The organism is Stenotrophomonas sp. STEN087, assembly GCF_056759115.1.
Map to the genome: position 1 here is coordinate 14029 of NZ_JBRRCR010000002.1, position 20708 is coordinate 34736.

Annotated in this window: 18 protein-coding genes; 7 read left to right on the forward strand and 11 right to left on the reverse strand. The window is 68.4% G+C overall.

Annotated features, from left to right (window positions below):
• Positions 1-4 precede the first annotated feature (4 nt).
• Positions 5-964, forward strand: coding sequence for a cysteine synthase A (cysK, locus tag ACVOK1_RS00780; RefSeq protein WP_481560752.1), 960 nt, complete (start codon positions 5-7; stop codon positions 962-964).
• Positions 965-1234: 270 nt separating this feature from the next.
• Positions 1235-1831 carry an O-acetyl-ADP-ribose deacetylase gene (locus tag ACVOK1_RS00785; RefSeq protein WP_108769820.1) on the forward strand — a complete coding sequence of 199 codons (597 nt, stop codon included), beginning with the start codon at positions 1235-1237 and terminating at the stop codon, positions 1829-1831.
• A gap of 48 nt (positions 1832-1879) precedes the next feature.
• On the opposite strand, the gene ACVOK1_RS00790 is transcribed toward ACVOK1_RS00785, so the two are convergent.
• From ACVOK1_RS00790 to gap, 8 genes are all read right to left on the reverse strand, one after another.
• Positions 1880-2914 carry an ABC transporter substrate-binding protein gene (locus ACVOK1_RS00790; protein WP_481560753.1) on the reverse strand — a complete coding sequence of 345 codons (1035 nt, stop codon included), beginning with the start codon at positions 2912-2914 and terminating at the stop codon, positions 1880-1882.
• Positions 2915-3050: 136 nt separating this feature from the next.
• A complete protein-coding gene (locus ACVOK1_RS00795) occupies positions 3051-4055 on the reverse strand; it encodes a class I fructose-bisphosphate aldolase (RefSeq protein ID WP_108769822.1) in 1005 nt (334 codons plus the stop codon).
• Positions 4056-4251: 196 nt separating this feature from the next.
• The gene (pyk, locus tag ACVOK1_RS00800; RefSeq protein ID WP_406234923.1) at positions 4252-5718 is read right to left on the reverse strand and encodes a pyruvate kinase; all 1467 of its coding nucleotides are present in this window, start codon (positions 5716-5718) and stop codon (positions 4252-4254) included.
• Positions 5719-5930: 212 nt separating this feature from the next.
• On the reverse strand, positions 5931-6599 hold the full coding sequence (locus ACVOK1_RS00805; RefSeq protein ID WP_481560754.1) for an HAD hydrolase-like protein: 669 nt from the start codon (positions 6597-6599) through the stop codon (positions 5931-5933).
• On the reverse strand, positions 6596-7771 hold the full coding sequence (locus ACVOK1_RS00810) for a phosphoglycerate kinase (RefSeq protein WP_481560755.1): 1176 nt from the start codon (positions 7769-7771) through the stop codon (positions 6596-6598). Before ACVOK1_RS00810 ends, ACVOK1_RS00805 begins: the two co-directional genes overlap by 4 nt.
• Positions 7772-8083: 312 nt before the next feature.
• The gene (locus tag ACVOK1_RS00815) at positions 8084-9460 is read right to left on the reverse strand and encodes a DUF3999 domain-containing protein (protein WP_481560756.1); all 1377 of its coding nucleotides are present in this window, start codon (positions 9458-9460) and stop codon (positions 8084-8086) included.
• Entirely contained in the window at positions 9457-12117 is a 2661-nt protein-coding gene (locus ACVOK1_RS00820; protein ID WP_481560757.1) for a DUF2339 domain-containing protein, read from the reverse strand. The genes ACVOK1_RS00815 and ACVOK1_RS00820 overlap by 4 nt, the downstream gene beginning before the upstream one ends.
• A gap of 124 nt (positions 12118-12241) precedes the next feature.
• Positions 12242-13246: a type I glyceraldehyde-3-phosphate dehydrogenase gene (gap, locus tag ACVOK1_RS00825; RefSeq protein ID WP_079222994.1), complete on the reverse strand. Its 1005-nt coding sequence runs from the start codon at positions 13244-13246 to the stop codon at positions 12242-12244.
• A 195-nt stretch (positions 13247-13441) separates the two neighbouring features.
• On the opposite strand from gap, the gene ACVOK1_RS00830 reads away from it, so the two are divergent.
• The 3 genes from ACVOK1_RS00830 (at position 13442) to ACVOK1_RS00840 (ending at position 15808) form a co-directional block, all read left to right on the forward strand.
• Positions 13442-14071, forward strand: a complete 630-nt coding sequence (locus tag ACVOK1_RS00830) for an OmpW/AlkL family protein (RefSeq protein ID WP_108769828.1) — start codon at positions 13442-13444, stop codon at positions 14069-14071.
• Positions 14072-14178: 107 nt separating this feature from the next.
• Complete coding sequence (locus ACVOK1_RS00835; protein ID WP_481560758.1) at positions 14179-14997, forward strand: S1/P1 nuclease; 819 nt, start codon at positions 14179-14181, stop codon at positions 14995-14997.
• Positions 14998-15007: 10 nt separating this feature from the next.
• Complete coding sequence (locus ACVOK1_RS00840) at positions 15008-15808, forward strand: MBL fold metallo-hydrolase (protein WP_481560759.1); 801 nt, start codon at positions 15008-15010, stop codon at positions 15806-15808.
• Between the two features lie 43 nt (positions 15809-15851).
• Here the strand turns inward: ACVOK1_RS00840 and ACVOK1_RS00845 are convergent, their stop codons facing one another.
• From ACVOK1_RS00845 to ACVOK1_RS00855, 3 genes are read right to left on the reverse strand one after another with little or no spacing between them, the layout of a single operon-like run.
• Positions 15852-16415 carry a hypothetical protein gene (locus ACVOK1_RS00845; RefSeq protein ID WP_481560760.1) on the reverse strand — a complete coding sequence of 188 codons (564 nt, stop codon included), beginning with the start codon at positions 16413-16415 and terminating at the stop codon, positions 15852-15854.
• Between the two features lie 8 nt (positions 16416-16423).
• Positions 16424-17686 (reverse strand): M56 family metallopeptidase, encoded by a 1263-nt coding sequence (locus ACVOK1_RS00850; RefSeq protein ID WP_481560761.1) that lies wholly within the window; start codon positions 17684-17686, stop codon positions 16424-16426.
• The gene (locus ACVOK1_RS00855) at positions 17679-18044 is read right to left on the reverse strand and encodes a BlaI/MecI/CopY family transcriptional regulator (protein WP_108769833.1); all 366 of its coding nucleotides are present in this window, start codon (positions 18042-18044) and stop codon (positions 17679-17681) included. The genes ACVOK1_RS00850 and ACVOK1_RS00855 overlap by 8 nt, the downstream gene beginning before the upstream one ends.
• Before the next feature lie 117 nt (positions 18045-18161).
• Between ACVOK1_RS00855 and ACVOK1_RS00860 the strand changes: the two genes are divergently transcribed.
• The gene (locus ACVOK1_RS00860; protein WP_481560762.1) at positions 18162-18719 is read left to right on the forward strand and encodes a flavin reductase family protein; all 558 of its coding nucleotides are present in this window, start codon (positions 18162-18164) and stop codon (positions 18717-18719) included.
• A gap of 34 nt (positions 18720-18753) precedes the next feature.
• Positions 18754-20706: an acetyl-CoA hydrolase/transferase C-terminal domain-containing protein gene (locus tag ACVOK1_RS00865; protein ID WP_481560763.1), complete on the forward strand. Its 1953-nt coding sequence runs from the start codon at positions 18754-18756 to the stop codon at positions 20704-20706.
• Positions 20707-20708: the final 2 nt, after the last annotated feature.

Below are 20708 nucleotides of genomic sequence, written 5' to 3' on the forward strand. Positions count from 1 at the left end.
TTCCATGGCCCTGTACGACTCCATTCTCGACACCATCGGCAACACCCCCATCGTCAAACTGCAGCGCCTGGCCCCGCAGGGCGTCACCGTGTACGCCAAGGTCGAGTCGTTCAACCCGGGCGGCTCGGTGAAGGACCGCCTGGCGCTGGCCATCATCCTCGACGCCGAGGAACGCGGCCTGCTCAAGCCCGGCGACACGATCGTGGAGGCTACTTCGGGCAACACCGGCGTGGCCCTGGCGATGGTCGCCGCCGCGCGCGGCTACAAATTCGTCGCCACCATGGTCGAGACCTTCTCGGTGGAGCGCCGCAAGCTGATGCGCGCCTATGGCGCCAAGGTCATCCTGACCCCGGCCGCCGAACGCGGCAGCGGCATGGTGCGCAGGGCGCGCGAGCTGGCCGAAGAGCATGGCTGGTTCCTGGCCAGCCAGTTCGCCAACCCAGCCAACCCCGCCTATCACCGCAACACCACGGCGGCGGAGATCCTGCGCGACTTCGCCGGCAAGCGCCTGGACTACTTTGTCAGCGGCTGGGGTACCGGCGGCACCCTCACCGGCGTCGGCGAAGTGCTGAAGGTCGCCCGCCCGCAGACCCGCATCGTGGCAACCGAACCGGCCGGCGCCGCCCTGCTGAAGGGCGATGACTGGAAGCCGCACAAGATCCAGGGCTGGACCCCGGATTTCGTGCCGGACGTGCTCAACCGCGACGTGGTCGATGAACTGCTCACCGTCGAGGACGACCGCGCCATCGCCACCGCGCGCCGCCTGGCGGCGGAGGAAGGCATCTTCGTCGGCATCTCCGCCGGCGCGACGCTCGCCAGCGCGCTGGACGTAGCTGCCCGCGCCGAACCGGGTTCGGTGATCCTGGCGATGCTGCCGGACACCGGTGAACGCTATTTCTCCACGCCGCTGTTCGCCGATGTGAACGAAGGTTCCGACGACGACTGGCTGGCCGGCCTGCCGTAAGCGGCACGGGGTCGGATCCCTTTCCCGCAGGGAAAGGGCTCTGACCTCACCTGCGTGGACCAACGACAGGGGTCAGAGCCTTTTCCATGCGGAAAAGGATCTGACCCCTTTCTGCTTCAGCCTGCGTGAAGGTTATTGCCCCCATCGTGCGTGAAGGCCGTAATCGCAGCGCGTGAGACGGTCATGACGCAGCATGGATGCCCTCTCCACTACGGTGGGTGCAGCCAGCGCGGGCACGGCGCGCAACAACAACAGGCAGGAGACGGACGCATGAAGATCGAAGTGTGGCAGGGCGACATCACGACCCTGGCGGTGGATGCGATCGTCAACGCGGCCAACGAAACCCTGCTCGGCGGGGGCGGTGTGGACGGTGCCATCCACCGTGCGGCTGGCCCAGGTTTGCTGGCCGAGTGCGAGCGCCTGCCGGAACTGCGCCCGGGTGTGCGCTGCCCGACCGGTGAAGTGCGTGCCACCGACGCCTATGCATTGCCCGCGCGGCACGTGCTGCATACGGTCGGCCCGGTCTGGCATGACGGCCAACGCGACGAACCCGCCCTGCTGGCCAACTGCTACTGGAAATCGCTGCAGCTGGCCGAATCGCTGGGCGTGCAGTCAATCGCGTTCCCGGCCATCAGCTGCGGCGTCTACGGCTACCCGCTGTACCAGGCCGCGCAGGTGGCGGTGACCGAAACGCTGGCGTGGCAGCGCAGCCATGCGCAGCCGATGCGCATCGTGCTGGTGGCGTTCAATACCGCCACGGCGAAGGCCTACCAGCAGGCGCTGAGTGCGGCCGGCCAGGCGGTGGAGGCCGAACGCATCCTGCCGCTGCCGCCGCTGGGTGATGCCGGGTACGTCGCCGCGCATTGAGGTGCGGCAGCGCAGTTGGATGAAAGGCCATCCACGCATGGCGTGGATCTACTGGATGCGCAGCTCCACCAGGCCGGAATCGCCCTCCACGCTGGACACGTCCACCGTGTAGTGGCCGGCCGGCAACGTCTCCTGCAGGCGCGCGTCCGTGCCGTTGCCGCCGTCATCGTCCTCGATGTCGATATCGCCGCCGACCAGGCGCAGCACGGTGTCGACCTGGCTGGACACCGCATCCAGCTGCACCTGCTTCGGCGCGTCCAGGCGCAGCAGGAAACGCCGGCGGCCTTCGCCATCAAGCGTGGTGAACACGCTGCCCGGCGCTGGAAGTGTCGTGCCGTCCTGCTCGACCATCGCGGCCGGCGCGTTGCTGCGCTGGACATCCAGGGTGAACGCGCCGTTCTCCTCCTCATCCAGGCTGCTGACGTTGAGCGTGTAGCGGCCCGGCTGCAGCAGCAGGCTGAGGCGCGAATCGCTGCCTTCGCCGCCATCGTCGTTCTCGGCATCCTGGCCCTCGCCCTCCAGCGCCAGCAGGGTGTCGAACACGTCCGAACGCAGGTCGATGGTGTAGAGGCCGGCCGTGTCCACCTGCAGCGTGTACGCCTGCGACGACTCCAGCAGCAGGTCGGACACATGGCCCGCGTTGATGATCGGCGAGCCGTCATGGGGCTTCAGCACTTCCGCGCGCAGCCGGAAAGGACCATAGGTTTCCGGCGCATTGGCGTTCACCGCCACCTGGTAGCTGCCGCCGCCCTCGGCACGGAACGCGACGGCAACGTCACTGCCCTCGTAGTGGGTGCGGCTGCGGGCCACCACCTTGCCGTCGTGGAAGACGGTCATCGCACCGCGGACGGTGCCGGTCAGCGTGATGCCGACGCGCTGCTTGTCCTGCACGGTGATCTGGTAGAGCTGGTAGTGGCTGCCATCGTTGAAATTCATGCCGCTGCGCGAGGTGATCTCGCCGGACACGGGCTTGTCGAACTGCAGGACCGGCGCCTTGGGCGTCGGCGCAGGCTGGCCGATGCGGCTGCAGCCTGCCACGGACAGCACCGTGGCGATGGACAGCGCGATCGCGGTGGTACGCATTGAACCTCTCCCTGGCCCTGGCGGACATCCCGCGCGCACAGGCCCTGCGCGAAGGAGCAGCAACGATACCCACAAAAGCAGACGCCGGCATGGTGCCGGCGTCTGCGGTGTTACCTCATGCGGGGAAGCGGGCGGCTCAGCCGTTCCACTTGCCCAGCGCGGCCAGGCCGTTGTCCTTGGCGCGCTCGTACACGGTCTTCTGGGCAGCGGCGTAGTTGCCCTTCATGTCCTTGGCCCACAGCTTCAGCGCGGCCTGCTGCATGGCGCGGCCGTAGGAGAAGCTCAGCGGCCACGGCAGGTTGCCCAGCTGGTTCATCGCGTTCAGGTGTTCGGTCGACTGCTCGTCGGTCTGGCCACCGGACAGGAACACCACGCCCGGCAGGATCGCCGGCACGGTGCTCTTCAGGCACATCACGGTCGATTCAGCCACTTCCTCGGCGTCGGCCTGCTCATCGCAGCCCTTGCCGGAGATGACCATCGAGGCCTTCAGGATGGTGCCTTCCAGCAGCACGTTCTGCTGGTACAGCGCGTCGAACAGCGAACGCAGGGTGGCTTCGGTGACTTCGTAGCAGGTCTCGATGTCGTGGTCACCGTCCATGATCACTTCCGGCTCGACCATCGGCACCAGGCCGCATTCCTGGCACAGGGCGGCATAGCGGGCCAGCGCGTGGGCGTTGGACTCGATGCAGGTGCCCGACGGGGTGTTGTCGCCGATGTTGATGACCGCACGCCACTTGGCGAAGCGCGCACCCAGCTTGTAGTACTCCTGCAGGCGCTCACGCAGGCCGTCGAGGCCTTCGGTGACCAGCTCGCCCGGGCAGCCGGCCAGCGGGTGTGCACCCTTGTCCACCTTGATGCCCGGAATCATGCCGTGGTCGGCCATGTACTTGGCGAACGGCACGCCGTCCTTGGTCGACTGGCGGATGGTTTCGTCGTACAGGATGGCGCCGGAAATGTGCTCGTTGAGCTTCGGCGTGGTCAGCAGCAGCTCGCGGTAGGCACGACGGTTCTCCTCGGTGTTCTCGATACCGACGCCGGCGAAACGCTTGGCGATGGTAGCGGTGGATTCGTCGATCGCGATGATGCCCTTGCCCGGGGCGACCATGGCCTGGGCGGTTTCAGCCAGCTGTTCGATGCTCATGTATTTCCTGTGGCGGGTGCGGGAAAAACGTAAGTATAGCCCCGCTGCCCGTTGCCTCGCCGTGGAGGACAGGATGGAAACGCTTCCATGTCTGCGCAGGACAAACGATGTCCTGCGCCCCCAGGTCGGCGTGGGGTCAGATCCCCGCAGGGGCTCTGACCCCGGATCGGCAGCGCCGACCCGATACCGTCAGGGCTTACAGATCGCCCAGGCCGCTGGCGCGGCCGTCTTCGCCCACTTCCAGCAGGCGCAGGGTGTTGGTCGCACCCAGGGTTTCCATGTGCTCGCCGCTGGTGAACACGACGCGGTCACCGGCCTGCAGCAGGTCCGATTCCACCAGCAGGCGGATGCTGCCACGTGCGGCTTCGCGCGGGGTCAGGCCACGGCTGTCGAAGTTGATCGGGTACACATCGCGCATCAGCGCCATCTGGCGGCGGGCGCCGTCATGGCGGGTGACCGCGAACACCGGTGCCTTGGCGCGGAAACGCGACAGGTAACGGGCGGTGCCACCGGATTCGGTCATCGCGACGATGGCGCGCACGCCCACGTGCTGCGACAGGAACATGGTGGCCATGGCGATGGCCTGGTCGGCACGTTCCAGGTTGCGCGGCGAGGCGTTGAAGTCGGTCTCGGTCTGGAACTGGCGCTCGGCACCCAGGCAGATGCGGGCCATCGCTTCGACCGCCTTCACCGGGTAGGCACCGGCGGCGGTTTCAGCCGACAGCATCACCGCATCGGTACCGTCGATGACCGAGTTGGCCACGTCCAGCACTTCGGCACGGGTCGGGATCGGGCTTTCCACCATCGACTGCAGCATCTGCGTGGCGGTGATCACCACCTTGTTCTGCGCCAGCGAGGCCTTGATGATCTTCTTCTGCAGGCCCGGCAGTTCGGCATCGCCGATTTCCACGCCAAGGTCGCCACGGGCCACCATCACCACGTCACTGGCTTCGACGATCTCTTCCAGATTCTCGATGGCTTCGGTGCGCTCGATCTTCGACACCAGCGCGGCGTAGCAGCCGTGCGATTCGGCGATCTCGCGCGCATCGTTCATGTCCTGCGCGTTGCGGCAGAAGGACACGGCGATGAAGTCGACGCCGATCTTGGCGACGATGCCGATCAGTTCCTTGTCGCGCTCGGTCAGCGCGCCCAGCGACAGGCCGCCGCCCTGCTTGTTCAGGCCCTTGCGGTCGGACAGCGCGCCATCGTTGAGCACGGTGTTGATGATGCGCTCGCCCTGCACTTCAACCACCTGCAGCTGCATCAGGCCATCGTCGAGCAGCAGGACATCGCCCGGGCCCACGTCCTGCGGCAGGCCGAGGTAGCTCACACCCACCTGGCTGGCATCGCCCGGGCCGGCGTTGTCGCTGGCGATCAGGTCGAAGCGGTCACCGGCCTTCAGGTACACCTTGCCTTCGGCAAAGCGCTCGATGCGGATCTTCGGGCCCGGCAGGTCGGCCAGGATGCCCACTTCCACGCCCACGCGGGCTGCGGCGGCACGGACGTCGGCGGCGCGCTTGGCCTGGCCGGACGGGTCACCGTGGCTGAAGTTGAGGCGAACCACGTTCACGCCTGCGCGGAACAGATCCTCCAGCACGCCCGGCGGGTCGGTCGCCGGACCGAGGGTGGCTAGGATCTTGGTGCGACGCTGACGCTCGAACATGGTGAATGGGCCTCTCCCGTTAAAGGTGGGAAATTAGCACATCCTTCACGCCCCATGTATACGGTTACAGCCTTGGGGCGCCTGACTCTGCGGGACATCGAACGGACATGTTCCGGACATAGGCTGGCCGGCGGGCGTGCGGCGCCCGCCGGGCATGGCAACAACGGGGCCGGAGCCCTTTCCGCGGGAAAGGGATCCGACCCCGGTCCCGTTCAGGCCAGCAGGGCCAGCAACTGCGCCGGTTCGCGGGCCAGGTGGCCGGCACCGGCCTCGGTCAGCTCGGCTTCGCCGCCGAAGCCCCACAGCACGCCCACGTTGCGCAGGCCGTGGTGGCGCGCGCCTTCGATGTCCATGCGGCGGTCGCCGATCATCCAGCACTGCGCCGGTTGCAGCTGCAGGCGCTGCAGCGCCTCGCCGACCAGCTGCGGCTTGCTGCTGCGCGAGCCGTCCGGCGTCGAACCGATCACCTCATCGAACAGGCTGCCGAACGGCAGGTGCTCGACGATGCGCCGCGCGTGCGGCTCGTTCTTGGCGGTTACCACCGCCAGGCGGTGGCCGCGGCCATGCAGCGCGCGTACGGTCGTTTCGATGTCCGGGTAGATCGTGTGCTCGCGCCAGCCTTCCGCGTCGAAACGCTCGCGGTAGAAGGCCACGGCCTCCTCCACCCGCACGTCGTCGCCGAACAGCGGGCCGAAGGTGGTGCGCAGCGACGGCCCGATCCAGCCCAGCAGGGCTTCCTGCGGCGGCACCGGCTGGCCCATCTTCTGCAGCGCATAGGCGATGCAGGTGGTGATGCCCACTTCCGAATCGATCAGGGTGCCATCCATGTCGAAGAAGAGCGTTGCACGCTCTTCTCCGTCAGCACGCAGATCGGCGCTCATGCGCCGCGTGCGGCCAGCGCAGCCACGGCCGGCAGGGTCTTGCCTTCCAGGAATTCCAGGAACGCGCCGCCACCGGTGGAGATGTAGCTGACATCACCGGCGATATCGAACTTGTCGACGGCCGCCAGGGTGTCACCGCCACCGGCGATGGAGAACGCCCTGGAGCTGGCGATGGCACGGGCCAGCGCTTCGGTGCCCTTGCTGAAGGCTTCGAATTCGAACACGCCGACCGGGCCGTTCCAGACCACGGTGCCGGCCTTCTCGATCAGCTGCGCGTACTGCGCGGCGGTCTGCGGGCCGATGTCCAGGATCAGGTCATCCTCGGCCACGGCGTCGACGGCCTTCACTTCGGCGGCGGCATCGGGCAGGAACTGCTTGGCGGTGACCACGTCCACCGGCAGCGGAATGGCCGCGCCACGTGCCTGCGCATCGGCCACGATCTTCTTCGCGGTATCCAGCAGGTCCGGTTCGTACAGCGACTTGCCCACGTTGTAGCCGGCGGCGGCGATGAAGGTATTGGCGATGCCGCCACCGACGATCAGCTGGTCGACCTTGCCGACCAGGTTGGCCAGCAGTTCCAGCTTGGTGCTGACCTTGCTGCCGGCGACGATGGCCAGCAGCGGCTTGGCCGGTGCATCCAGCGCCTTGGCCAGCGCGTCCAGCTCGGCCATCAGCAGCGGGCCACCGGCGGCGACCGGGGCGAAGCAGATGACGCCGTGGGTGGAGGCCTGGGCGCGGTGCGCGGTACCGAAGGCATCCATCACGAACACGTCGCAGAGCGCGGCGTACTGCTTGGACAGGGCTTCGTCATCCTTGCCCTCGCCGACGTTCATGCGGCAGTTTTCCAGCAGCACCAGCTGGCCCGGCTGCACGTCGACGCCGTCGACCCAGTCGCGCACCAGCGGAACCTCGCGGCCGAGCAGCTCGGACAGGCGCGCAGCGACCGGCGCCAGCGAGTCGGCTTCGCTCCACACGCCTTCCTTCGGGCGGCCCAGGTGCGAGGTGACCATCACGGCGGCACCCTGCTCCAGCGCGCGCTTGAGCGTCGGCAGCGAAGCGGTGATGCGCTGTTCGGAGGTGATGCGGCCATTCTCGATCGGCACGTTCAGATCCTGGCGGATCAGCACGCGCTTGCCGGAGAGGTCGAGGTCGGTCATGCGGACGATGGACATGGGCAACTCTTTGGCTCGGGGACAGGATGCCGGTTACGGCAGACGGGCATTGTATCGGGTGGCGATGCCTGCGGCAGGCAGAGGCGTACGGCAACAGCGAACTGCAACAGCAACAGCCAAAGCGCTGGCGCTTCTTGGTGCTGGGGGTGGGCCGGGGTGTCCGCGGCATGGATGCCGCGGCCAAGCCCCCATGGATGGGTTCACGGCGTCCCCTGCCCAGCCCACCCGCCCGGCCTACCTCGCAAGGCCAGTCGACTAACAGTCGACTCTACCAACCGCCCACCCACGAGGGGCTGCGCCGTTCGCCGGACCCTACGCCGAAGGCGCAGGCTTCTGCCGCAGCAGGCTGACCGCCAGGCCACCCACCACCAGCACGCCCAACCCCAGCAGCGCCCACAACAACCACGCCTTCCAGTCGCGCTGCGGCTTCAACGCTGCATCACCAGCCAGGGTCTCCGGGCCGCCTTCCAGCCGCGCCAGCGTCGGCTGCCACGACGGGTCGTTGCGCTGGCGCAGTTCCTCGATCAGCACCGCGATCGGCGCTTCGGCACGGCGTGCGGTGGCGCTGCCCACGGCCAGCGCGTACGGCGCCGCGCCCTGGCTCAGGAACACCATCACTTCAGGCTGGTAGCCCAGGCGCAGGGTCGGTACCGCGGCCGTTTCCACCGGGCTGGCCACCAGCTTCCAGTAACGGTCGCGCCAGATGCCGCCCAGGCTCTGCGCGGCCGACTGCTGGCGCTGGCCCACTGCACCCTGCTGCACCTGGTAGGCGATCCACGGTGCGCTGCGACGCTGCCATTCCGCATCGGCATCGTCGCGGCTGTACAGCGTCCACTGCACCAGGCTGTTGTCGGTGCTGGCCACGTCGGCCTTGCTGACCGGGAACCGCCCATCGAGTTCGAAGGTGTATTCACCCTTGCCGGCAGCAGTGGGTTCCAGCGACAGCCACTCCCACGGCAACGTCGCCGGCGCCGGCGGCAGTTCGGCCAGCACGCTGCGCAGGGCCGGCAGGCGCGCGTCGCCCTGCGGCAGCACGCGCAGGTAGCGTGCGTTGCCATCCACCTGCAGGCGGCGCTGCAGCAGGCGCTTGCCGGCGCGCTGCAGATCCACCAGCGGCACATCGCGCGCGACCGCGCGCCAGTGCTGCAGGTCGTCGCTGGCATCCAGCTGTACCTGCGCCTGCAGCGGTTGCCCGCTGTCGGCCCAGTCCAGCACCAGTGCGGCCAATGGCTGCTGGCCCAGCACGCTGGCATCGATCAGCCAACCACCCTGCCCGTTCGCCACGGCACCGCCGCCCACGCGCGCTTCGACCCGGCGCACGCGGCCATCGGTGTCGCGCTCGGTCAGCAGCTGCAGGTCATTGCGCTGCGCTTCGGCCAACGGCGGCAGCGCGAACCACGGCAGCTCGCGCTGCACCGGCGGCTGCGCCAGCGGCTGGTCCGGGGCCAGCAGCGCGGAGGGCAACGCCTGGCCCGCGGCGTTGAACACCTGCAGGTCGCTGAGATCGGCGCTGCCGGCGCGGCGGTAGATGGCCGGTTCCAGCACCACGCGGTAGGCGCCGGACTGCGCGCTGGACAGGCTCAACGGCCACTGTTCGGCATAGTGCGCGCGGTAATCGGTGGCCTGCGCCGATGCGACGCCAGCCAGCGCCAGCAACATCGGCAGCAATGCCGTGCTCCACTTCTTCATTGCGTGTTCTCCACGGTCGGCGCGGTGCCCGGGGGCGCCGGCGCCAGATAGCCCACGACCGTGCACAGCAGGCCGTAGGCGATGAACGATGCGATACCCAGCAGGTTGCCCAGGTGCTGGCGGTCGATCAGCACCAGCTTGGCCAGCACCACGGCCATCAGCACGGCGCCCACCATCCACAGCACGCGCTGGCCCCGGCGCGAGCCCCAGACCCAGGCGATCACGCCGAGCACGCTCCACAGCACGGTCAGGCTGGTCTGGGCCAGGCTCTCGCGGGCCATCGACGGCGCCCAGGGCACACCGCCCCAGTGGTGCACGCCATGCAGCACGGTGCTGGTCAGGGCGATGAACCCGGCCAGCGCCAGCAGCGGCACGCGCAGGCGCTGCAACAGCGCCGGGGCCTGGCCGCCGAACAGCCAGCGCGCGGCCAGCAGCAGGCTCAGCCACTGCGCCAGCTCGGCCGGGTTCAGCACCGGCAGCCACGGCAGCGGTGCGGCATCGCCGGCGAGGGTGATGCCGATCCACCAGGCGCAGGCCAGCACGCCGAACACCACGCTCTGCAGCGCCACGCGCGCAGCATCGAAGGCGTCACCCAGCGGCCAGCGCAGCCACGTCCAGCGCCACAGCGACAACGCCGCCAGCAGCAGCCACGGCAGGGTCACCAGCAGCGCGCTCCAGCCCTGGGCCAGGTGCGCGGTATCGCCGCCCCACAGCGCAAGCAGGGACAGCAGCGACGGCCACAGCAGCCACCACAGGAACTGGGCGATACGGGCCACACCGTCGCCGCCCTGGCGCAGGCACAGCAGGGTGCGCACGCCCAGCACGGCGAACACCGCCCAGCCCAGCGCGCCGTAACCGGCAAACGGCTGCTGGTGCGCATCGCTCTGCAGCAGGGCCAGCGGGAAGCCGGCGGCCAGCATCACCAGTGCGGTCATGCCCAGCGCGCGGGCCGGCTGGCGACGCTGCACCTCGGCCGCCAGCCAGGCGGTGACCGCCGCCAGCACCAACAGCGCGTCGGCCTGCGCCGCGTGCTCGATGAAGCGGCCGATCTCATGGACGAATCCGCCCAGCCACCACAGCAGGCCCCACAGGTAATAAACCACGGCCACGTCATGCCGCGCGCGGCGCTGGTAGCTCCACGCACTGGCGAAACCGGCCACGGCCAGCAGCAGCGCACCGATGGCGGTGGGGTTGAGCAGGAACCGCGTGTCGCCGTGCCAGTAGTCGGCGCCCACCACGAACGCGAACGCGGCGCCGAGCTGCAGCAGCGCAGCCGCCACCTGCGGCAGCCAGCGCTGCTGCCGCAGCCCCAGCCAAGCCAGGCCCGCGCCTTCCAGCGCAAACACCGCACCGGTGGCGCGCGCCGACAGCGCCAGCGGCACCGCCAGGGTGGCAAAGCCCACGGCCAGCACCGCGTGCGACTGCGCCAGCACGCTGTACGAGGCGCGGTGGATCAGCGCGCGCGCCAGCACGGCATAGATCGCGGCCAGGCCCAGCGCGCACAGCGCCAGCGTCATCGGCTGCTCGTGCAGCATGCCGGCCTGCAGCGAGAACGCGATCAGCGGCGTGCCGAACACCAGGCTGCCATCGACCAGGTCGCGGCGCTCGGCCGGCTGGCGGCGTGCGTACAGCAGCGGGATCAGCAGGTAGAAGGCGAAGAACAGCAGCAGGAACGGCTCGGTGCTGGCGAACTTGTCGGCGCGGTACTGCAGCACGCCCCAGAACGTGCCGATGCCGAAGGTGAAGGCAAAACCCAGCAGGTTGAGCGCGCGCCACGGACGGAACCAGGCGATGGCGAAGATGCCCGCGTTGAGCACCGCGTAGTAGCTGAACAGGCCCACGTGGTTGCCGCTGCCGGTGGACAGCCACAGCGGCGCCATGAAGCCGGCGAGGATGCCGAGCACCGCCAGCGTGCGCGAGTTCTGCACCACGGCCAGCACGCACAGGCCCGCCACCAGCAGGATCGAGCTGGCGAAGGCGAAGCCGGGGTTGATGAGTTCGAAGCGCTTGAACGCGGCGAAGATGGTCAGCAGCAGCACGCCGATGGCGCCGCCCTGCAGGGCCAGCGCGAACAACCGGCGGCGTTCGCGCTGGTGCCAGCCGAAACCGAGCAGGCCGAGTGCGCCAACGGTAATGCCGGCCAGGCGCAGCTCGATCGGCACCACCAGCCACCCCTGGTCGCTGACGTACTTCAACAGCGCGGCGACGCCGGCCAGCAGCACCAGCATGCCGATCTTCACCGGCACGTTGCCTTCGGTGAACCAGCGCTTGACCGCGCCCACGGCGCGTTCGATCACGTTGGGCATCGCCGGTTCCGCTGGCAATGGCGGCCATGCCGGTACCGGCGGCGGTGCGGCGGGTGCCGGTGCGGGCGGCGCAACGGAGGGTTCGGGGGGCCGGACCGGGGGCGGCGCGGCAGCGGCCGGGCGCAGGAACGGCGGTTCGCTGGTCTCGGCAGCGGCGGCGGCCGGCCGAGCCGGTGGCACGGGAGCCTCGGCTTCACGCAGCGGGGCGGCGACGGCCGTGATGCCCTCGGCCAGTGCGCCTTCCAGCGCGGCCACGCGCCGGCGCAGGCCGGCAATCATCACCAGCGCCACCACCAGCAGCAGCGGTATCGCCAGCAGGGCCAGAACCAACAGGACGATCAGTGCTTCCATTCTTCGTCTACCCCGACGCAGCCGCGCCCCAGCGGCAGCGGTCCGTGGCCCATGCTACGTCAGCCGGGCCCATATACGACGAACCCCGGCCAGGCCGGGGTTCGTGAGCGGATCTTCGCGGGCCTTACTTGGCCGCGACGACCTTGGCCATTTCCAGGCACTTGTTCGAGTAGCCCCACTCGTTGTCGTACCACGACACGAGCTTGACGAAGGTGCCGTCCAGGGCGATACCGGCGTCGGCATCGAACACGGAGGTGTGGGTTTCACCGACGAAATCGGTGGCCACCACCTTGTCTTCGGTGTAGCCCAGGATGCCCTTCAGCGCGCCTTCGCTCTGTGCCTTCACTTCGGCGCAGATCTCGGCGTAGGTGGCTTCCTTTTCCAGCTCGACGGTCAGGTCGACCACCGACACGTCCGAGGTCGGGACGCGGAAGCTCATGCCGGTCAGCTTCTTGTTCAGTTCCGGGATGACCACGCCGACAGCCTTGGCTGCGCCGGTGGACGACGGAATGATGTTCTCCAGGATGCCACGGCCGCCGCGCCAGTCCTTGTTGGACGGGCCATCGACGGTCTTCTGGGTGGCGGTGGCCGCGTGCACGGTGGTCATCAGGCCGCGCTTGATGCCCCACTTGTCGTTGATGACCTTGGCCAGCGGGGCCAGGCAGTTGGTGGTGCACGAGGCGTTGGAGATGATCGCCTGGCCAGCGTAGGTCTTGTCGTTCACGCCGAACACGAACATCGGCGTGTCGTCCTTCGACGGGGCCGACAGGATGACCTTCTTGGCGCCCGCGTCGATGTGCTTCTGCGCGGTTTCCTTGGTCAGGAACAGGCCGGTGGCTTCCAGCACCACGTCGGCGCCGACTTCGTCCCACTTCAGGTTGGCCGGGTCGCGTTCCTGGGTCAGGCGGATCTTCTTGCCGTTGACCAGCAGGTCGTTGCCCTGCACGGCCACGTCGGCCTTGAAGCGGCCATGCACGGAGTCGTACTTCAGCATGTACGCCAGGTAGTCCGGCTCCAGCAGATCGTTGATGGCCACGATTTCGATGTCATCGCCGAAGTTCAGCACCGCCGAGCGCAGGACGTTGCGTCCGATGCGACCGAAACCGTTGATACCAACCTTGATTGCCATGTTCAGAAGCTCCTGCAGCCGCGACAGGTGCGGCGGGATGGATAGGGCCCACAAGTCTAGCAGCACCGCCCTGACCACCGCGGGCCAGCACCCGGGGGCTGGCAGGCGGCCAGACAGGATTTGATCCGGATCAAAGCGTTAGCGCGGCGTGAGGCCGAGACTGGCCACATCCACCCCGCAACGAGAACACCCCCCATGCGCAAGACCTCCCCCCTGATCCTGGCCGGCCTGGCCGCCGCCGTCTCGCTGGCCGCCGCCCCGGCCATGGCCCAGTCCAAGGGCGACTGGACCGTCTCGGCCGGCGTCCACCAGGTCGCCCCGAAGTCGAACAACGGCTCGCTGGCCGGTGGCACCCTGAAGGTGGACGTGGACAACGACGTCAAGCCGACCATCACCGGCGAGTACTTCATCGCCGACAACCTGGGCATCGAAGTGCTGGCGGCCCTTCCGTTCAAGCACGACATCAACATCAACGGCCTGGGCCGGGTGGGCAGCAGCAAGCAGCTGCCGCCGGTGGTCACCCTGCAGTACCACTTCAACAGCGCCGGCAAGGTCTCGCCGTTCGTCGGCGCCGGCCTGAACTACACGACCTTCTTCAGCGAGGACACCACCGGCGCGCTGGCCGGCAGCAAGCTGAAACTGGAAGACTCGTGGGGCCTGGCCGCACATGCCGGCGTGGACTTCGCCATCGGCGAAAAGGGCGCGCTGCGCGTGGACATGCGCTGGATCGACATCGACAGCAAGGTGAAACTGGATGGCGAGAAGATCGGCACGGTGAACATCGATCCGCTGGTGTACGGCGTGTCGTACGTCTTCAAGTTCTAAGACACTCAAAACCCTCGCAGCATGTTGCCCCGGTGTGTGTGCCGGGGCTTTTTTCTGGACACATTGCGTCAATCCCGCGGTTACCCTCGCCCCGCTAGAATGGGCGCATGAAAGCCCTGCACTCCCTGATCCTCGCTGCCGCCCTCGCACCGGCCCTGCTGACCCTGTCCGCCCCCGCCCATGCCTGGGGCGCGCAAGGCCATCGCCTGGTGGCCGAAGTGGCCGACACCCGCCTCAACCCCGCCGCACGTGCCGAGGTCGACCGCCTGCTGGCCGCCGAGCCCGGCGCCACCCTGGCCAGCATCGCGCCGTGGGCCGACCAGCTGCGTGCCAAGGACCCCGGCCTGGGCCGCCGCTCCGCCGGCTGGCATTACGTCAACATCGCCGAGGACGGCTGCCAGTACGAGCCCGCCAAGCACTGCAGGAACGGCAACTGCATCGTCGAGGCACTGAAGGCGCAGAGCGCCATTCTTGGCGACCACAGCCTGACCGACGGCGAGCGCCTGCAGGCGCTGAAGTTCGTCGTGCACATGGTCGGTGACGTGCACCAGCCGATGCACGCCGGCTACGGCCACGACAAGGGCGGCAACGATTTCCAGCTGCAGTTCGGCAACCGCGGTACCAACCTGCATTCGCTGTGGGACAGCGGCATGCTCAACACCCGCAAGCTGGATGACGCCGGTTACCTGCCGGTGCTGCGTGCGTTGCCGGCACCGAAGCTGGCGCGTCAGTCCAACCCGCAGCGGGACCCGCAGCGCTGGGCCGAAGCCAGCTGCCGCATCTCGGTGCAGCCGGGCGTGTACCCGGCCACGCACAAGATCGGCGATGAATACACCGAGCGCTATCGCCCGGTGGCCGAAGCACAGCTGCGGCTGGCCGGCGAAAATCTCGCGCAGCTGCTGAACCGCGTGCTCGGCACGCGCTGAGGAGGTTCCGATGGCGGTCCAGGTCCAGTCCTTCTTCCACCGCGACAGCAATACCTTCAGCTACCTGGTCGTCGACCCGGCCAGCAGGGAGGCGGCGCTGCTCGATCCGGTCCTGGATTACGACCCGGACACCGATGCCAGCAGCGACGCGCCGGTGCGCCCGCTGCTGGACGCCATCGAACAGCAGGGCCTGCAGCTGCGCTGGCTGCTGGAAACCCACGCCCATGCCGACCATGTGTCGGCCGGGCGACGGCTGAAGCAACGCTTCCCGCAGGCGACCCTGGCCATCGGCGAAGGCATCCGCGCGGTGCAGGCCACCTTCGCGCCGCGCTACGGCCTGCAGCTGGCGGCGCAGGATGCGCACTTCGACCATCTGTTCGCCGATGGCGAGACGTTCGCGCTGGGCCAGCTGCAGGGCCGCATCATTGCCGTGCCCGGGCATACCAGCGACAGCATCGCCTACCTGATCGACGATGCGGTCTTCACCGGCGATTCGCTGTTCATGCCTGATGGCGGCACCGCCCGCTGCGATTTCCCCGGCGGTGATGCCGCGCAGCTGTATCGCTCCATCCAGCGCCTGCTGGCCCTGCCTGATGCCACCCGTGTGTTCGTCTGCCACGACTACGGCCCGGGCGGACGCGCGTTCGCCAACGAAACCACCATCGGCGAACAGCGCGCGCACAACATCCATGTGCACGACGGCGTGGATGAAGCGGCGTTCGTCAGCGTGCGCGAAGCGCGTGATGCGACCCTGGCCGAGCCGAAGCTGATGCAGCCGGCAGTGAAGGCCAACATCCAGGGCGGCGCCTGACTGCAGCAACAGGAAACCGCCGGGCATGGCCCGGCGCTACCCCTTACCTGCCCTGCGTGCGTACCACGTGCTGGCCCTTCACGATCTCGAAGGTGAAGGCGTACTGCAGGGTGACCGCCACCGGTTCGATGCTGTCGGCGCCCTGGCAATCGCTGCGGTCCTTGGGCTCTTTCCCGGGCGCGAAACGGCAGACCGCCGCTGACGAGTACTTCCACTGCGCGACCGCGTCCTGTGCGGCCTGCAGCAGCGGCCCGTTCTCCGCCACCGCCCCTGCGCTGCATTCACTGCGGTCGGTCAACGGCTGGCTGCGTTCAACCCGCCCCTGCGCGTCCACCACCACCTGCAGGCAGACCGTGGTGGGCGGCAGCGAGGTGCGTGGATCGCTCTCGCCGACCACCGGGTCCGGTGCCGCATACAGCTGCGGCATCCGGTAGCCCTCGCTGGCGGCCAGCGTATAGGGCTGGATCTGCCCAGCACCACCGCCGGCGTCGGGCTGCAGGCGCTGGTGGCCGACGTTCTCGCTGCGGGTGTCGACCGTGGTCAGCCGCTCATGGCTGGCACAGCCGGCCAGCAGCACCGCTGCGATGCACAGCGGTGCGCCCTTCATCGCTGCCTTCACTGCGCCTGGCCGCCGGCAGATTCGGTGTTGTCCATGGCGTAGGTGACCGGGATGCGCAGCTTGCCGGCCACCGCCTTGCCATTCTTCATCGCCGGCGTGTAGGTCCATTTACGCGCCGCTGCGATCGAGGCAGCTTCGAATACGCCGGGGTTGGTCGCACTTTCCACCTGCACGTCGGTGACGTTGCCCTTGGCATCGACGGACACGATCAGGTTCACCACACCGGTCAGGCCTTTCTCGATGGCGTCGGCCGGATAGCTCGGCGGTGACATCTTCTGGGCCTGGATCGGGCTGTCCAGGCCGGCCTTGGCGGCATCCGCCGCGGCGTGCTGGAACGGTTCGGCGCTGACCGACGGCGTGCCCTTCACCGCGCCCTGGCTGGCCCAGGCCAACGCAGCAACACCCATGCACAACCCCATCAGCAACACCTGGCCGGACACCTTCGGCAATGCCTTCCGCTGCGACTGCTTCAACATGGCGATACGCTCCTTCAACACGGGTTGGCTGCGCCAATGACAGGCCATCGGTGCAACCGGGTGGACCAGCTGCGCCTTCAACAGCGTGCTGGCATAAAGACGGCGCTGCGTCGGCTGCGCGGCAACGGTGCGCGCATCGCAGGCCAGTTCCTGGTCGCGCAGGAAGCGGCGCGCAGCCCAGGGCAACAACGGGTGGAACCAGAACACGGAACGTGCCAGCAGCAGGGCGCCATTGGCCCAGTGGTCGCCATTGCGGCGGTGGCTGCGTTCGTGGCGCAGGATCAGCGCCTGTTCGTCGGCATCAAACTGCTGGTCGAAGTGCGGGCCGACCACGATGCGCGGCTGCCACAGGCCGACCAGCGCGGGCAGGCCGGGGTCGGCGCTGGCCTGCCAGCTGCCATCGCCGCGTGCCTGCAGCGTGCCCAGGCCGCGCTCGAAGCGGCGTTGTGCGCGCAGTTCACGCGCCAGGTGCAGGCCGGCGCCCAGCCCCCAGGCCAGGGCCAGCAGCCACGGCCACATCGGCAGCTGCGCGGCAGCGCCCTCGACCGCACCGGGCACCACCTTCAGCGGCAGCGTCGGCACATGCTGCAGCACCGGCAATGCCCGCAACGCCGGCAGGGGCAGCAGCAGGGCCACCAGCAGCAGCGGCAGCAGCCACCAGCTGCGGTAGGCCAGCTCTGCGCCGCCCAGCTTCACCAGCAGTGGCCGCGCGGCCGCCAGCAGCAGCACGCCCAGCGCCAGCCACAGGCTGGCCTGCCACAGTCCATCGAGCAGCTCATTCATCGTCCATCTCCTGGATCAGCTTCTTCAGTTCGGCAATGTCCTGCGCACTCAGCTGGCCGCGCTCGCTGAAATGCGCCACCAGCGGCGCCACCCGGCCATCGAACACGCGGCCGATGAAATCCTGGCTCTGCGTTTCCACCCAGGCCTGGCGCTGCAGCAGCGGCTGGTACAGATAACGGCGGCCATCGCGCTCGGCGGCGATCGCGCCCTTGGTCAGCAGGCGGTTGAGCAGGGTCTTGATGGTCGGCTCGGCCCATTCGCGGTGGGCCAGTGCGGCCACCACGTCATCGGCGCTGCGCGGTGCCTGTTGCCAGAGCACCTCCATCACGACGGCTTCTGCTTCGCTGATCGGGGTCATGGTTTACATCCGTAATCGACAGCCCGATTACGCGCGTAATCGAATCCGATGTCAAGCCCTCGACCGCAGGTTCATCCGGCCTGCTCCAGCATCGGCCCTTCTGCCCCCGGAGCCTGCATGAAGCCGCTGCGCAAACTCGACTTCCCGGTCGAACAGGCCCGCCGCTTTCTCGAGCCCGGCCCGATCGTGCTGGTCAGCACCGCCGCGGGTGGCCAGCGCAACCTGATGACGCTGGGCTGGCAGATGGTGATGGGCTTTTCGCCCTCGCTGCTGGCCACCTACATCTGGAACGAGAACCACAGCTTCGCCCTGGCCCGCGACAGCCGGCAGTGCGTGATCAACGTGCCGGGCGTGGAATTGCTGGATACGGTGGTGGACATCGGCAACTGCAGCGGCCGCGACGTGGACAAGTTCGCGCGGTTCGGCCTGGATGCGGTGCCCGCCCGCGACGTGGCCGCGCCGCTGGTCGGCCAGTGCCATTCCAGCTTCGAATGCCGCCTGCACGACGACAGCCAGGTCGAGGCCAGCAATCTCTTCATCTGGGAAATCGTCCGCGCCCACGTCGCGCCGCGGCCGAAACTGCCCCGTACCTTCCACTACCGCGGCGATGGCCAGTTCATGGTGGCGGGCGCGGAAATCTCGCGTCGACGGCGGTTCAAGCCCGACATGCTGTAATGCCAGCACTCCCCCTGCCGCAGGACCGCCACGCATGACCGAACACCTGACCGACCTGGACGCCGCCGTTGACTGGCTGTTCGCGCGCGTGGAAGGGCCGCTGCGGGTGGGCGCTCCGCTGGCACTGGGCAAGCCGCACCGGCTGCTCAATGCGCTGTATTCGCGGGTGGAGGGGGATCCGTCGCGGCCGCTGCAGCTCTACACCGCGCTGTCGCTGAACCCGCCGCAGGCGCGCGGCGATGGCCTGGAAGCGCGCTTCATGGCGCCGTTCGTGCAGCGCCATTTCGGCGAGGACTTCCCGCGCCTGGCCTACGCCGATGCCATCGCCCGCGATGCGCTGCCGCCGCATGTGGAGGTGGAGGAGTTTTACATGCAGTCCGGCGCGCTGCTCGGTTCGCGGCAGGCGCAGTCCAGCTATACCAGCCTGAATTACACCCACGCCGCCGATGCCGTGGCGCAGCGCGCGCCGCAGGTGATCGTGCAGAAAGTGGCGATGCGCCCGGACGACCGCCGGCTCTCGCTGTCGTGCAACAACGACATCACCCAGGACACCCTGGATGCGATGGCCGCACGAGGCCTGCCGCGCCCGCTGCTGGTGGCCGAGATCGACCCGCTGCTGCCTTACCTGGGCGGCACAGCCACGGTGGATGTGTCCTTCTTCGATCTGGTGATCACCCCGCCACCGCCCTACCCGGCGCTGTTCGGCCTGCCGCGGCAGCCGGTGGCCGACGCGGACTACGCCATCGGCCTGTACGCCAGCACCCTGGTGCGCGACGGCGGCACGCTGCAGATCGGCATCGGTACGCTCGCCGATGCGCTCAGCCATGCGCTGGTGCTGCGCCATACCGACAACGCGCGCTACCGCCGCGTGCTGAATGCCCTGGACCCGCAACTGGCCAGCCATCCGCTGGTGGAGGAAATCGGCGGCCTCGATCCGTTCGAGGTCGGCCTGTACGGCTGCAGCGAAATGCTCAACGAAGGCTTCCGCCGGCTGGTGCAGACCGGCGTCATCCGGCGCAAGGTGCACGATGATCTGGCGCTGATGCAGCGCATCGAGAACGGCAGCACGCTGTCCATCGACCACGCCACGCTGGAAGCAGAGGGTGAGTACCTGCACGGCGCGTTCTACCTGGGTTCGCCCGAGTTCTACGAATGGCTTCGGACCCTGCCCGACGACGAGCGCAGCGCCATCGGGATGCGCCGCATCAGCGAGATCAACCAGCTGTATGGCGGCAACGAGACGCTGGAGCGCCTGCAGCGCCGCCATGCGCGCTTCTTCAATTCCTGCATGATGGCCACCGCGCTCGGGGCAGCGGTGTCCGATGCGCTTGACGACGGCCGCGTGGTCTCCGGGGTGGGTGGGCAGTACAACTTCGTGGCGATGGCGCATGCGCTGCCGGAGGCGCGCAGCGTGCTGATGTTCCGCGCCGCGCGCGACGACAAGGGCCAGCGCGCGTCGAACGTGCGCTGGAACTACGGGCACACCACTATTCCGCGCCACCTGCGTGACATCTACCTCAACGAGTACGGCATTGCCGACCTGCGCGCGTTGACCGACGACGACTGCGTGCAGGCGATGACCGCGATCACCGAGGCACCGTTCCAGGCGGGCCTGCTGCAGCAGGCCTATGCATCGCGCAAGCTGCGCACCGGGCGGCACCCCGAACCGCAGCGCGAACAGCGCAACACACCGCAGGCGCTGGCGACGGCGCTGGCACCGTTCCGTGCCGATGGCACCCTGCCCGACTATCCGCTGGGCAGCGACTTCAACGAGATCGAGCAGGTGCTGGTGAAGGCACTGGGCTGGCTGAAATCAAACACGCAGACGCGCGGCGAAAAGCTGCGCACGCTGTGGGCCGCACTGCGCCAGCCCGCCGGCGATGGCGACGCGGTGTACCTGCAGCGCATGGGCCTGCAGGCACCGAAGGATCTCGGCGAGCGCATCAACGCACGCCTGCTGCGCCTGGCCCTCGCCCGCACCGCGTGATT